This window comes from Ramlibacter paludis (assembly GCF_022012305.1).
Lineage (GTDB): Bacteria > Pseudomonadota > Gammaproteobacteria > Burkholderiales > Burkholderiaceae_C > Ramlibacter > Ramlibacter paludis.
Window position 1 is genome coordinate 1 of record NZ_JAKLTM010000004.1, and the last position, 13549, is coordinate 13549.

The following is a 13549-nucleotide window of genomic DNA, read 5'->3' on the forward strand; positions in this document are numbered from 1 at the left end:
GGGGAGCGGGGAACCGGTGGCTGCGTAGGCCGTGGTGAGCCCGCAGGCGAACCGCGGCATGTGTGGCGGGCACGGAACACTGGAAGTGCCAAGCCCAGCCGTCGCGTTCACAATCCGGGCATGGCCCTGAAGCTGTTCCGCACCACAGGCTACTCCACCCTGCTCATGCCCGGCGAGCAGCGCCAGTCGCTGCATCCCGGCTGGCTGGTGGCGCTCGCCAGCCTGTGGATCGCGCTGGCCTGCAACGCGGGCCTGTGGCGGCTGCCGGCCGCCCCCGAGACCCTGCGGTCCGTGCTGGCGACCGCCCTGCTCCTGGGCGGCGGCAGCGGCGCCATCCTCAGCCTGCTCGGCTGGCGGCGCACCATCCGCCTGGCCATCACCCTCATGGTCGCCGCCGCGGCGCTGATCGCCTGCGGCCTCTGGGTGCAAGGACTCCCCATCGAAACGCTTTGGCAGCAGCGTCCCCGCACCCTGCTGCCGCCCTGGCCCAGCTTCATGGGCTGGCAGGTGCCGACGCTGATGCTGGTGCTGGCCGTCGTGCCCATCGTCTGGGTCTGGAACCTGCCGCTGCGGCGCCTGCGCGGACCGGAGCAGCTGCAGGCGAACGTGTCCGGCGCGATCTTCGGCGCCGCGCTGTTCGGCGCGGGCGCCTTCCTCATCCCCTGATCCTCAGAACAGGTGGCCTTGCCCCGCCACCGACGGCGGCCGGAACAGGTCGGTCGGAAAGCGCGGCCGCTCCCGCTTGGCGTTGAAGCCGATGCGGTTCACCGCCTTCTGGAAGCGCTGCCCGATCAGCGTGGCCCAGGTTCCCGAGCCCTTCATCCGCGTCGCGAAGTCGCTGTCGTAGTCCTTGCCGCCGCGCATTTCCTGGATGCGATGCATCACGCGCGCGGCCCGCTGCGGGTAGTGCAGCTCCAGCCACTGCTTGAACAGCGGCGCCACCTCCCAGGGCAGCCGGATCACGTGGTAGAAGGCCTCGCGCGCGCCCGCGTCCCACGCCGCTTCCAGCACCTGCTCCATGTCGTCGTTGAGGAAGGGGATCTGCGGCGCCAGGCTCACGCCGCAGGGAATGCCGTGCTCGGCCAGCGTCTTCAGCGTGCGCAGGCGGCGGTGCGGCGCGGCTGCGCGCGGCTCGAGCTTGCGCGCCAGGTCGGCATCGAGCGTCGTGATCGTCACGTAGACGGCGGCCAGGCCTTTCGCGGCCATCGGCGCGATCAGGTCGAGGTCGCGCTCCACGCCGCTGGACTTGCTCACCAGCGCGAAAGGATGGTTGGTCTCGTGCATCACCTCGATCAGCCCGCGCGTGAGGCGCAGGTCGCGCTCCACCGGCTGGTAGCAATCGGTGGCGGTGCCGATGGCGATCAGCTGCGGCACGTAGCCCCGGCGGCCCATCTCCTGCCGCAGCAGGTCCACCGCGTTGCGCTTGGCGATGATCTTGGTCTCGAAGTCGAGGCCGGGCGACAGGTTCAGGTAGCTGTGCGTAGGCCGGGCGTAGCAGTAGATGCAGCCGTGCTCGCAGCCGCGGTACGGATTGATCGAGCGGTCGAAGTAGATGTCCGGCGAGTCGTTGCTGGCGATGATGCTTTTCGCCGTCTCCCAGATCACCTGCGTGGGTGGCGGGCCGGCGGGACCTTCCTCCTCGCCGGAAGCCTCCCAGCCGTCAGCGAAGGCTTCGCGCTGGTCCTTCTCGAAGCGGTGCGCGAGCCGCGTGGCGGCGCCGCGGCCCTTGAGGGCCTGCAGCGGGATGCGCACTTCGTCGACCGTGTTCGCGGTCGAGCGGTCGATACTGTTCATGCATACAGTATCGCACCAAGGGCGGTGAAAGAAAAGGCCTAGGCCGTGGCCAGGTTGGGCAGGCCGAGCCGCCCGCGCGCTTCCTGGTACTCGCGCTTCAGGCGCGCGACGAAATCGGCGGTGTGCGCGATCTCGGTGACCGCGCCGATGCCCTGCCCGCAGCCCCAGATGTCCTTCCAGGCCTTCTTGGCGTCGCCGCCGAAGCTCATCTTGCTGGGATCGCTTTCCGGCAGCTTGTCCGGATCCAGCCCCGCCGCAACGATGCTCGGCTTGAGGTAGTTGCCGTGCACGCCGGTGAAGAGGTTCGAGTAGACGATGTCGTCGGAGCTGCACTCCACGATCGCGCGCTTGTAGTCTTCGCTGGCGCGGGCTTCGTGGGTCGCGATGAAGGCCGAGCCGATGTACGCGAAGTCCGCGCCCATGGCCTGCGCGGCCAGCACAGCGCCACCCGTCGCGATGGAGCCCGAGAGCGCCACCGGGCCGTCGAACCACTGGCGGATTTCCTGGATCAGGGCGAAGGGGCTCTTCACGCCGGCATGGCCGCCCGCGCCCGCGGCCACCGCGATCAGGCCGTCGGCGCCCTTCTCGATCGCCTTGCGGGCGAACATGTTGTTGATGATGTCGTGCAGCACGACGCCGCCATAGGAATGGATCGCGTCGTTGACGTCGGTGCGCGCGCCGAGCGAGGTGATGACCACCGGCACCTTGTGGCGCACGACGACTTCCATGTCGTGCTCGAGGCGGTCGTTGCTCTTGTGCACGATCTGGTTGATCGCGTACGGCGCGGCCTTGCGCTCGGGATGCGCCTTGTCGTGCGCCGCCAGCGCCTCGTTGATCTCGTGCAGCCACTCGTCCAGCTGCGACGCGGGCCGCGCATTCAACGCGGGCATCGAGCCGACGACGCCCGCCTTGCACTGTTCGATCACCAGCTTGGGCGTGCTGACGATGAACATCGGCGAGGCGATGACCGGCAGGGGCAGGTTTTGCAGGACGGGCGGCAGGCGGGACATCGGGGCTCCGGTTCGGGGGAGCCGGGGTTGCCACCCCGGCCTACAAGGGATCGGTAGGCCGGGGTGGAAACCCCGGCTGCGGGCTCAGAACGCTTCCAGCGGCAGCGCGGTCACGCTGTCCGCGCCTTCGACGATCGCATCGCGCAGGCCCGGCACGCGGGAAAGGATGTGGTCGCCGTAGAAGCGCGCGGTGGCGATCTTCGCCTGCATGAAGGCGGTGTCCTGTCCCTTTTGCAACAGGTCTTCGGCCACCAGCAGCGCGCGCGCCATCTGCCAGCCCGCCACCAGGTTGCCGGCCAGCATCAGGTAAGGCACGGAGCCGGCGAACACGGCGTTCGGCGAGCCCTTGCTTTCCTTCGCCACGAAGGCCACCACGTCGAGGAAAGCCTTGCGCGCCGCAGTGAGGCGCTTGGCCATGGCCCGCGCCGCCACGCTGTCACGCTTGGCGAGTTCGCCTTCGGTCTTCTCGACCTGCGCGGCGATGCCTTGCGCGACCTGGCCGCCATCGCGCGCCGTCTTGCGGCCCACGAGGTCGTTGGCCTGGATCGCGGTCGTGCCTTCGTAGATGGTGAGGATCTTGGCGTCGCGGTAGTACTGTGCCGCGCCGGTCTCCTCGATGAAGCCCATGCCGCCGTGCACCTGCACGCCCAGGGAAGTGACTTCCAGGCTCATCTCGGTGCTGTAGCCCTTCACCAGCGGCACCAGGAATTCGTAGAAGGCCTGGTTCTGCTGGCGCACGCCTGCATCCGGATGGTGGTGCGCGGCGTCGTAGGCGGCCGCGGCCACGCTGGCCATCGCGCGGCAGCCTTCGGTGAGCGCGCGCATCGTCATGAGCATGCGGCGCACGTCGGGGTGATGGATGATCGTGGCGGAACCGGCCACCGAGCCGTCGACCGGGCGCGACTGCACGCGGTCGTTCGCATAGGCCACCGCCTTCTGGTAGGCGCGCTCGGCGACCGCGATGCCTTGCACGCCGACGGCATAGCGGGCGGCGTTCATCATGATGAACATGTACTCGAGGCCGCGGTTCTCCTGGCCGACAAGATACCCGATGGCGCCGCCATGATCGCCGTATTGCAGCACCGCGGTCGGCGAGGCCTTGATGCCCAGCTTGTGCTCGATGCTGACGCAGTGCACGTCGTTGCGCGCGCCGAGCGAGCCGTCCTTGTTCACCAGGAACTTGGGCACCACGAACAGGCTGATGCCCTTCACGCCTTCCGGCGCGCCGGCCACGCGGGCCAGCACCAGGTGCACGATGTTCTCCGCCATGTCGTGCTCGCCGTAGGTGATGAAGATCTTGGTGCCGAACACCTTGTACGTGCCGTCCGGCTGCGGCTCGGCGCGGCTGCGCACCAGCGCGAGGTCGCTGCCGGCCTGCGGCTCGGTGAGGTTCATGGTGCCGGTCCACTCGCCGCTCACCAGCTTTTCCAGGTAGATCGCCTTGAGGTCGTCGGAGCCCGCCGTCAGCAGCGCCTCGGTGGCGCCATCGGTCAGCAGCGGGCACAGGGCGAAACTCAGGTTCGCCGAATTCAGCATCTCGATGCAGGCCGCCGCGATGGTCTTGGGCAGCGCCTGGCCGCCGAACTCCGCGGGATGCTGCAGCGCCTGCCAGCCGCCTTCGACGTACTGGCGATAGGCTTCCTTGAAGCCCGGCGTGGTGGTGACCTGGCCGTCCTTCCAGCTCGAAGGATTGCGGTCGCCATCGACGTTCAGCGGCGCCACCACGCCTTCGTTCAGCTTGGCGCACTCCTCGAGCACGGCCTGGGCGGTTTCGAGGCCGGCCTCCTCGAAGCCGGGCAGCTGGGCGACCTGTTCGATGCGGGCGAGGTGCTCGATGTCGAACAGCATGTCCTTGAGGGGGGCGCGGTAGGTCATGGAATTCTCCTGGGGGAATGCGGGGGAAGCCGCGATCTTCGCGGGCCTCCCCGGGAAGCACCCTCCTCGCGGCGGGGAGGGTGCGCGCCTGGCAGGCGCCTAGAGCTTCTCGATCAGTTCCGGCACGGCCGTGAACAGGTCGGCCACCAGGCCGTAGTCGGCCACGCTGAAGATCGGCGCTTCCTCGTCCTTGTTGATCGCGACGATCACCTTGGAGTCCTTCATGCCGGCCAGGTGCTGGATGGCGCCGGAGATGCCGCAGGCGATGTACAGCTGCGGGGCGACGATCTTGCCGGTCTGGCCCACCTGGAAGTCGTTGGGCGCGTAGCCGGCGTCGACCGCGGCGCGCGAGGCGCCGATGGCGGCGCCCAGCTTGTCGGCCAGCGGCTCCAGCACTTCGTGGAACTTCTCGCTGGAGCCGAGCGCGCGGCCGCCGGAGACGATCACCTTGGCGGCGGTCAGCTCGGGACGGTCGCTCTTGGCGATTTCCTGGCCGACGAAGCTGCTCTTGCCGCTGTCGGCAACGCTGCTGGCGGTCTCCACGGAGGCGCTGCCACCGGTGGCGGCCGCCGGGTCGAAGCCGGTCGTGCGCACCGTGATCACCTTGGTCGCGTCCGCGCTCTGCACGATCGCGATGGCGTTGCCGGCGTAGATCGGGCGCTCGAAGGTGTCGGGGCTGTCGACCTTGGTGATGTCCGAGATCTGCGCGACGTCCAGCTTGGCGGCCACGCGCGGGGCCACGTTCTTGCCGGCGGCGGTGGCGGGGAAGAGGATGTGCGAGTAGTCCTTGGCGATCGCCAGCACCTGCGCGGCAATGTTCTCGGCCAGGAAGTGCTCGAACTGCGCGCCGTCGGCATGGATCACCTTGGAGACGCCGGCGATCTGCGCGGCGGCCTTGGCGGCCTCGCCGGCATTGGCGCCGGCGACCAGCACGTGGACGTCACCGCCGCACTTCGCGGCCGCGGTCACGGTGTTCAGGGTCGCGCCCTTGATGGACGCGTTGTCGTGTTCTGCAATTACCAGGGAAGCCATCTCAGATCACCTTCGCTTCGTTCTTCAGCTTGGCGACCAGCGTCGCCACGTCCGGCACCTTGACACCGGCGCCGCGCTTGGCGGGCTCGGTCACCTTCAGCGTCTTCAGCCGCGGCTTGACGTCCACGCCCAGGTCCTCGGGCTTGACGGTGTCCAGCTGCTTCTTCTTCGCCTTCATGATGTTGGGCAGCGTCACGTAGCGCGGCTCGTTCAGGCGCAGGTCGGTGGTGATCACCGCCGGCAGCGAGATGGAGATCGTCTCCAGGCCGCCGTCGACTTCACGCGTGACCTTGGCCTTGCCGTCGGCCACTTCGACCTTGGACGCGAAGGTGGCCTGCGGCAGGTCCAGCAGCGCCGCGAGCATCTGGCCGGTCTGGTTGCAGTCGTCGTCGATCGCCTGCTTGCCCAGGATCACCAGGCCGGGCTGCTCCTTGTCGAACAGCGCCTTCAGCAGCTTGGCCACCGCCAGCGGCTGCAGTTCCTCGTCGGTCTGCACCAGGATCGCGCGGTCGGCGCCGATGGCCATCGCAGTGCGCAGGGTTTCCTGGCACTGCTGCACGCCGCAGGACACGGCGATCACCTCGGTGACCACGCCCTTCTCCTTCAGCCGCACGGCCTCCTCGACGGCGATCTCGTCGAAGGGGTTCATGCTCATTTTCACGTTGGCGATGTCCACACCCGTGTTGTCCGACTTGACCCGGACCTTCACGTTGTAGTCCACCACCCGCTTGACCGGGACCAGGACCTTCATGCTCGGCGCTCCAAAGAGAGAGTTGGGAATTGAGGAATTGACGTTTACGTAAACTGGAATTCTATGCGGGGCCCGCACCCCGATTCTCGGCGTCCCCTGCGAAGAAGGGGCGTCACGCCAAAAAAGAACGATCGTGCTTTTTTCGCATTATAGGCCCTCGGGTAAGTCAGGACCAGTGCGCGCGGCCCCCGCGCTTACAGTTGCTCGCACTCACAAAACGGAGTTCGTTGGATGAAAAGATCCCTGCTTTCCCTGGCGGCCGCCGCCGCGTTGTGCACCGCCGGCAGCGCGGGCGCGCAGACCGTGCTCACCCTGTCCAGCTGGGTTCCGCCCACGCACTCCCTGACCATCGCCCAGTCCGAATGGTGCGACCTGGTGGCGAAGAACAGCGGCAACAAGATCAAGTGCAACCTGCTGCCGCGCGCCGTGGCCAACCCGCCCGGCACCTTCGACGCCGTCAAGAACGGCCTGGCCGACGTCTCCTTCACCGTGCACGGCTACACGCCGGGCCGCTTCGTGCTGACCCAGATGGCGGAGTTCCCCTTCCTGGGCGACAGCGCCGAGCCGCTGTCGGTGGCCTTCAACAAGGTCGCCATGAAGTACCCGCAGTTCGGCAAGGAGCACCAGGGCGTGCACGTGCTGGCCTACTTCACGCACGGCCCCGGCATCGTCTTCAACACCAAGCACCCGGTGACCAAGGTGGAAGACCTGACGGGCCTGAAGTGGCGCGTGGGCGGCGGCATGGTCAACGAGATCTCCAAGACCCTGGGCATGAACGTCACGCTCAAGCCCGCACCCGATTCCTACGAGCTGCTCTCCGGCGGCGTGATGGACGGCACGCTGTTCCCGGCGGAGTCGACCGAGTCCTTCAAGATCGACAAGATCATCAAGTACGCCACCACCTTCCCGGGCGGCCTGTACAACACGAGCTTCGTCTTCATGATGAACCCGGCCAAGTACGACAAGCTCTCGCCCGACGAGAAGAAGGCCGTGGACGCCGCCTCCGGCGAAGTCGCCGCCCGCATCATGGGCCGCAACTGGGACAAGGTCGACCGCCGCGCCTTCGCGCTCATGCAGGCCAACAACGTGCAGGTCACCAAGGCCGACGCCAAGTTCGTGGCCGACGTCAAGGCCAAGACTTCGGCGCTGGAAGCCAAGTGGGTCAAGGATGCCGAAGCCAAGGGCCTGCCCAATGCCGACAAGGTGCTGGCCGAGTTCCGCTCCGAGATCGCCAAGGCTTCGAAGTAAGGCGCCATGCGGCGCGCGAGCGGCTTCCCGGCGCCGGGAAGCCGCTTTTCATCGTGGGCGCGGGCTGCCCTGACGGACGACTGAATTGAACAAGATCCTGGACCTCCTGTGCGGGCTGCTCTCGGGCATCGCGCTGTTCGCCATCATGGCGCTCACCTTCTTCGACGTGCTGGGGCGCAAGTTCGCCTCCAACTCCATTCCCGGCTCGCTCGAACTCACGGAGCTGCTGATGGTGGTGGTGATCTTCGGCGCGCTGCCGCTGGTGTCGCGCCGCGGCGAGCACGTGGAATTCGACTCGCTCGATCCCTTCCTGCCGCACTGGGTGCGCCGGGCCCAGGCGGTCCTGGTGCACCTGTTCTGCGGCGCGCTGCTGCTGGGACTCGCCTGGCTGATGTGGCGCACCGGCACGCAGTTCGCCGTCAATGGCGAGACCACCGCGCAGCTGCACCTGGCGAAGGCGCCCTTCATCTACGGCATGGCGGTGCTGTGCGGGGTCACCGGCCTCGTGCACCTGGCGCTGCTGCGCGAGCCGCCGCCGGAACGCCTCGAAGGCGAAGGAGCCGCCCTGTGACCGCGGCCCTCATCGGATTCGCCCTCATCTTCGTGCTCGCGCTGATGCGCGTGCCGCTCGCCTTCGCCATGGGCGTGGTGGGCTTCGCCGGCATCGGCCTCACCCGCGGCTGGGATCCGGCCCTGGCCAGCGCCTCGCAGGTGGTCTACGAAACCGGCTTCGCCTACACGCTGTCGGTGATCCCGCTGTTCATCCTGATGGGCAATTTCGTGGCGCGCGCCGGCCTGGCGCACGAACTGTTCGAGGCCGCCTATGCCTTCATCGGCCACGTGCGCGGCGGCCTCGCGCACGCCACGGTCGCAGCCTGCGCGGGCTTCGGCGCCATCTGCGGCTCCTCCATCGCCACCGCCGCGACCATGAGCAAGGTGGCGTATCCCTCGATGCGCAAGCTGGGCTACAGCGACTCGCTGTCCACCGGCGTCATGGCCGCGGGCGGCACGCTGGGCATCATGATCCCGCCCTCCACCATCATGGTGATCTACGGCATCGTGACCGAGACCCACATCGGCAAGCTGTTCGCCGCCGGCGTGATCCCCGGCCTGCTGACCGCGCTGGCGCTGATGGCGGGCATCGTGGTCGTCACCTCGCGCGATCCCGAACATGCGCCGCCGGGCCGCAAGTTCACCTGGCCGGAGCGCTGGCGCGCGCTGCGCGGCATCTGGGGCGTGCTGGTGCTGGTGCTGGTGGTGCTGGGCGGCATCTACGGCGGCTTCTTCACGGCCACCGAAGGCGCGGGCTTCGGCGCGGCCGGTGCCTTCTTGTTCGCGCTGCTGCGCCGCCGCCTCACCTGGGCCAGCCTGCTCGAGGTGCTGGTCGAATCGGCCCGCACCACGGCCATGCTGTTCACGCTGCTGATCGCGGCGACGCTGTTCGCCAACTTCGTCAACTTCACCACCCTGCCGGGCGACCTGAAGGACTGGATCACGCACCTGGGCCTGTCGCCGGTGATGATCATCGTGGCGATGATGGCGATCTACGTGGTGCTGGGAACGGTGATGGAGGAGCTCACGATGGTGCTGCTCACCATCCCGCTATTCTTCCCCATCGTGACCTCGCTCGGCTTCGACCCGATCTGGTTCGGCGTGCTGATCGTCATGATCGTGCAGATCGGCCTGATCTCGCCGCCGGTGGGCATGAACCTGTTCGTGCTGAACGCCCTGCTGCCGGGCGTGGGTCTCGGCCAGATCTTCCGCGGCTGCTGGCCCTTCGTCTTCATCATGGTGATCATGCTGGGCGTGCTGATCGCCTTTCCGCAGCTCAGTCTCTTTCTTCCGTCCCTAATGCGATAGTCGGCGACGGCGGCGGCGCGGAGCGCCGCAGGTGCACCACCCGCTGCGGGAAGGGAATGTCGATGCCGGCGTCGCGCAACGCCTGCAGCACGCGCACGTTGACGTCGGAGCGCACGTTCAGCTGGCCGTTCTGCGGGTCGTCGATCCAGTACAGCAGCTGGAACTCCAGCCCGTCGGCGCCGAACTTCGCCAGCCTGGCGGCCGGCGCCGGATCGGCCAGCACGCGCTGGGTGCGCAGCGCAGCGTCTTCCATCAGCCTGGCCACCTGCACCGGGTCGCTGTCGTAACCCACGGCGATGTCGGTGACCAGCAGCAGGCGCGGGTCGGTCAGCGACAGGTTCTCGACCCGCTCCGAGATCAGCTTCTCGTTCGGGACGATGGACGCCCGGCCGTTGGCCGCGCGGATCAGCGTGTAGCGGGTCTTGATGTCCGCGACCACGCCTTCGAAGCCGTCGACCCGCACCGTGTCGCCGATGCGCAGGCTGCGCTCCGACAGGATCACGAAGCCGCTCACGTAGTTGGCGGCCAGCTTCTGCAGGCCGAAGCCCAGGCCCACGCCGACCGCGCCGCCCAGCACCGACAGCGCCGTGAGGTCGACCCCCACCGCGGACAGCGCCACCAGCAGGCCCACCACCAGCAGCACCGCGCGGGTCGCATTGGCCGCGGCCTTGCGCAGCGACAGGTCGCTGATGTTGTCGCGCAGCACCTTGCGCTCCAGCGTGGCCGAGATCCACAGGGCGAGCACCAGCACCAACCCCGAGGACAGCACGCCCTGCACGATGTTCAGCAGGCTGATGCTGCTGTTGGCGCCGAAGTTGAAGCGGATGGCTTCCATCTCCTCGCGCGCCGCCGGCAGCAGGCCGAGGATCCACAGCGCCGCGACGAACCAGGCCAGCCAGGAGAAGATGCGCTCCACCAGCCGCGCCGCGCGCGAGGCCGGGAACACGACGGTGAACACGCGCGCCAGCAACCGGATGGCCGCCAGCGACAGTAGCACCGCGACCGCCAGCCGCATCAGCGGCACGTGGTGAAACTGGCCCAGCACCAGCCGCGCAACGTAGGTCAGCGCCAGGGCCAGCAGCGGGAACAGGACGCCATCGACGATGGCGCGGCCGAACCACACCGAATCGGCCGGACGCTTGCGGCCCGCCAGCCAGCAGACGCCGCCGGCCACGGCCAGGCAAGCCAGCAGCGTGCCGAGGTCGACCGCGGTCGGCCCCTGGTCGAGGTCCAGGACCAGCCGGTCGAATTCGCTCAGGCCCCTCCCGGGCATGTCTCCGTTTATTTCCAAGTGGGCTTTCTCTTCTGCGTGAATGCGGTCACGCCCTCCTGGGCGCAGCTGTCCATCATGTTGGCCGCCATGGTCTGGCCGGCGAGCTGGTAGGCGGCTTCGCTGCCCATCTCGCGCTGGCGGTAGAACAGCTCCTTGCCCATGGCAATGGCGACGCGGGGCTTGGCGAGGATGCTGCCAACCAGCCTTTCGATTTCCGCGTCGAGCCGGTCCGCGGTGACCGCGTGATTGACGAGCCCGCGGGCCTGGGCCTCGCGTGCGGAGATGAAGTCGCCCGTCAGCAGCATCTCCATCGCCTGCTTGGCCGGCACGTTGCGCAGCAGCGGCACGCTGGGGGTGGAGCAGAACAGGCCGAAGTTGACGCCGCTGACCGCGAAAGTGGCTTCCTCGGCAGCCACGGCCAGGTCGCACTGCGCCACCAGCTGGCAGCCGGCGGCGGTGGCCAGGCCCTGCACGCGCGCGATCACCGGCACCGGCAGCTTCTGGAGCGCCAGCATCATGCGGCTGCACTGCGCGAAGAGGCGCTGGTAATAGGGCAGCTGCGGCGTCGCGATCATCTGCTTGAGGTCATGGCCGGCGCAGAAGGCCTTGCCTTGCGCGGCGAGGACCACGACCCGCACCGACTCGTCGGCCGCGATGCGGTCCAGCGCCGCCTGCAGTGCCGCCAGCATTTCCTCGCCGAGGGCGTTGAAGCTGGCGGGCCGGTTCAGCGTGAGCGTCACCACGCCGCGGGCGTCCCGCTGTTCGAGCAGCACGGGGTCCATCGCTACAGGTCCGCCAGTGCGCGCAGGTGCGTCTCCACGCTGCGCCCGAGCGCGTCGAGGTTGTAGCCGCCTTCCAGGCTGGAGACGATGCGGCCCTTGGCGTGGCGCCTGGCCACGTCCTTGATCTGCTGCGTGATCCAGGCGTAGTCGGCTTCCACCAGCCCGAGCTGGCCAAGGTCGTCCTCGCGGTGCGCGTCGAAGCCGGCGCTGATGAAGATCATCTCCGGCTTGAACTCCTCCAGCCGCGGCAGCCACTGCTTCTCGACGATGTCGCGGATGGCGGGGCCCTTGGTGAAGGCCGGCACCGGCACGTTGACCATGTTGTCGCCCAGGGGCGGATAGCCGCTGCCCGGATAGAACGGACTCTGGAAGATGCCCACCATCAGCACGCGCTCGTCGCCGGCCAGGATGTCTTCGGTGCCGTTGCCGTGGTGCACGTCGAAGTCGACGATGGCCACGCGCTTGAGGCCATGGCGCTCCAGCGCGTAGCGGGCCGCGACGGCGACGTTGTTGAAGATGCAGAAGCCCATGGCGCGGTTGCGGCAGGCGTGGTGGCCGGGCGGCCGCACGGCGCAGAACGCGTTCTCCAGCTCGCCCGCGATCACGGCATCGGTGGCCGCTACCACGGCGCCGGCGCCGCGCAGCACGGCGTTCCAGGTGTGCTGGTTCATCGCGGTGTCGGGATCGATCTGCAGCAGCGCCTCGCCGCCGCCGAATTCGATGTGCTCGGCGACCTCGTCGGCGAAGCCGCGCATCGCGGCGACGTGCCGGCGGTCGTGGGCGAGTTCGAGGTCGCTGGGCGAGGCCAGCGGCGCCTCGCGCCGCTCCACCAGGTCGCCGACACCGCTGGCGCGCAGCCGGTCTTCGATGGCGTCCAGGCGCTCGGGGCATTCGGGGTGGCCGCGCCCCATGGCATGAAGGCGGCAATCAGGATGGCTGAAATACCCGGTTTTGTTCACCGCTCACCTCGGCTTGATCCAATTTCGGATAACGTCGCGCCTGTATGGAAGCACGACAAAAACTCAAAACGCTGCTGGACCAGCTTAACACGGTGATCGTGGGGAAGCCCGCGCAGGTGAGGGACTGCGTGGCCTGCCTGTTGGCCGGCGGCCACCTCCTGATCGAGGACGTGCCGGGCGTGGGCAAGACCACCCTGGCGCATGCGCTGGCGCGCGCCTTCGGCCTGCACTTCTCGCGCGTGCAGTTCACGGCGGACCTCATGCCCAGCGACCTGTCGGGCGTGTCCATCTACGACCGCGGCAAGGAAACCTTCATCTTCCATCCGGGCCCGGTGTTCGCGCAGGTGCTGCTGGCCGACGAGATCAACCGCGCCAGCCCCAAGACGCAGAGCGCCTTGCTAGAAGCGATGGAGGAGCACCAGGTAACGGTGGAAGGCGAGACGCGCGCCCTGCCATCGCCTTTCTTCGTGATCGCCACCCAGAACCCGCACGACCAGCTCGGAACCTTCGCCCTGCCGGAGTCGCAGCTGGACCGCTTCCTGATGCGCATCTCGCTCGGCTACCCGGACCGCGCCGCCGAGCGCGCCCTCTTCACCGGCGCCGATCGCCGCGACATGGTGGAGCACCTGGGCAACACGCTGTCCCCGACGGAGCTGCAGGTGCTGCAGCAGCAGGTGATGGCCATCCACGCCGCGGAGCCGCTGCTCGATTACGTGCAGGACCTCGTGGCGGCCACGCGCAGCGGCCGCTGGTTCCTGCAGGGCCTGAGCCCGCGCGCCGGCATCGCGGTGATCCGCGCCGCCAAGGCCCAGGCGCTGCTCTCCGGCCGCGACTACGTGGCCCCCGACGACGTGCAGTCGATCTTCCCGCAGACGGTGGCCCACCGGCTGGTCCCGGTCGGCGACGCCGGCCGCGGGCCGATCGAGCAGGTGCGGGCGATGCTGGAGGACGTGGCGCTGCCTTGA

The 13549-nt window shown here is 68.4% G+C and carries 13 protein-coding genes; 5 read left to right on the plus strand and 8 right to left on the minus strand.

What is annotated here, in order from left to right; translation table 11 throughout:
- Nucleotides 1–120 precede the first annotated feature (120 nt).
- Nucleotides 121–666: a hypothetical protein gene (locus LZ009_RS13565; RefSeq protein WP_275698480.1), complete on the plus strand. Its 546-nt coding sequence runs from the start codon at nucleotides 121–123 to the stop codon at nucleotides 664–666.
- A 3-nt stretch (nucleotides 667–669) separates the two neighbouring features.
- Here the strand turns inward: LZ009_RS13565 and LZ009_RS13570 are convergent, their stop codons facing one another.
- The 5 genes from LZ009_RS13570 to LZ009_RS13590 all read right to left on the minus strand — a co-directional run bounded on the left by LZ009_RS13570 (nucleotide 670) and on the right by LZ009_RS13590 (nucleotide 6462).
- Nucleotides 670–1794 (minus strand): PA0069 family radical SAM protein, encoded by a 1125-nt coding sequence (locus LZ009_RS13570; RefSeq protein ID WP_275698481.1) that lies wholly within the window; start codon nucleotides 1792–1794, stop codon nucleotides 670–672.
- A gap of 38 nt (nucleotides 1795–1832) precedes the next feature.
- A complete protein-coding gene (locus LZ009_RS13575) occupies nucleotides 1833–2804 on the minus strand; it encodes an NAD(P)H-dependent flavin oxidoreductase (RefSeq protein WP_275698482.1) in 972 nt (323 codons plus the stop codon).
- An 84-nt stretch (nucleotides 2805–2888) separates the two neighbouring features.
- Complete coding sequence (locus LZ009_RS13580) at nucleotides 2889–4679, minus strand: acyl-CoA dehydrogenase (RefSeq protein WP_275698483.1); 1791 nt, start codon at nucleotides 4677–4679, stop codon at nucleotides 2889–2891.
- Between the two features lie 99 nt (nucleotides 4680–4778).
- Nucleotides 4779–5711, minus strand: coding sequence for an electron transfer flavoprotein subunit alpha/FixB family protein (locus LZ009_RS13585; protein ID WP_275698484.1), 933 nt, complete (start codon nucleotides 5709–5711; stop codon nucleotides 4779–4781).
- A gap of 1 nt (nucleotide 5712) precedes the next feature.
- Complete coding sequence (locus LZ009_RS13590) at nucleotides 5713–6462, minus strand: electron transfer flavoprotein subunit beta/FixA family protein (RefSeq protein WP_275698485.1); 750 nt, start codon at nucleotides 6460–6462, stop codon at nucleotides 5713–5715.
- A 231-nt stretch (nucleotides 6463–6693) separates the two neighbouring features.
- On the opposite strand from LZ009_RS13590, the gene LZ009_RS13595 reads away from it, so the two are divergent.
- From LZ009_RS13595 to LZ009_RS13605, 3 genes are all read left to right on the plus strand, one after another.
- Complete coding sequence (locus LZ009_RS13595) at nucleotides 6694–7710, plus strand: TRAP transporter substrate-binding protein (RefSeq protein WP_275698486.1); 1017 nt, start codon at nucleotides 6694–6696, stop codon at nucleotides 7708–7710.
- Between the two features lie 85 nt (nucleotides 7711–7795).
- On the plus strand, nucleotides 7796–8281 hold the full coding sequence (locus tag LZ009_RS13600; protein ID WP_275698487.1) for a TRAP transporter small permease: 486 nt from the start codon (nucleotides 7796–7798) through the stop codon (nucleotides 8279–8281).
- Complete coding sequence (locus LZ009_RS13605; protein ID WP_275698488.1) at nucleotides 8278–9570, plus strand: TRAP transporter large permease; 1293 nt, start codon at nucleotides 8278–8280, stop codon at nucleotides 9568–9570. Before LZ009_RS13600 ends, LZ009_RS13605 begins: the two co-directional genes overlap by 4 nt.
- Here the strand turns inward: LZ009_RS13605 and LZ009_RS13610 are convergent.
- From LZ009_RS13610 to LZ009_RS13620, 3 genes are read right to left on the minus strand one after another with little or no spacing between them, the layout of a single operon-like run.
- A complete protein-coding gene (locus LZ009_RS13610) occupies nucleotides 9539–10843 on the minus strand; it encodes a mechanosensitive ion channel family protein (RefSeq protein WP_275698489.1) in 1305 nt (434 codons plus the stop codon). The two genes, LZ009_RS13605 and LZ009_RS13610, sit on opposite strands and share 32 nt — an antisense overlap.
- A gap of 8 nt (nucleotides 10844–10851) precedes the next feature.
- Nucleotides 10852–11625 carry an enoyl-CoA hydratase gene (locus tag LZ009_RS13615; RefSeq protein WP_275698490.1) on the minus strand — a complete coding sequence of 258 codons (774 nt, stop codon included), beginning with the start codon at nucleotides 11623–11625 and terminating at the stop codon, nucleotides 10852–10854.
- Between the two features lie 2 nt (nucleotides 11626–11627).
- Nucleotides 11628–12584 carry a histone deacetylase family protein gene (locus tag LZ009_RS13620; protein ID WP_275698491.1) on the minus strand — a complete coding sequence of 319 codons (957 nt, stop codon included), beginning with the start codon at nucleotides 12582–12584 and terminating at the stop codon, nucleotides 11628–11630.
- 44 nt (nucleotides 12585–12628) lie between these two features.
- Between LZ009_RS13620 and LZ009_RS13625 the strand changes: the two genes are divergently transcribed.
- Entirely contained in the window at nucleotides 12629–13549 is a 921-nt protein-coding gene (locus LZ009_RS13625) for an AAA family ATPase (RefSeq protein ID WP_275698492.1), read from the plus strand.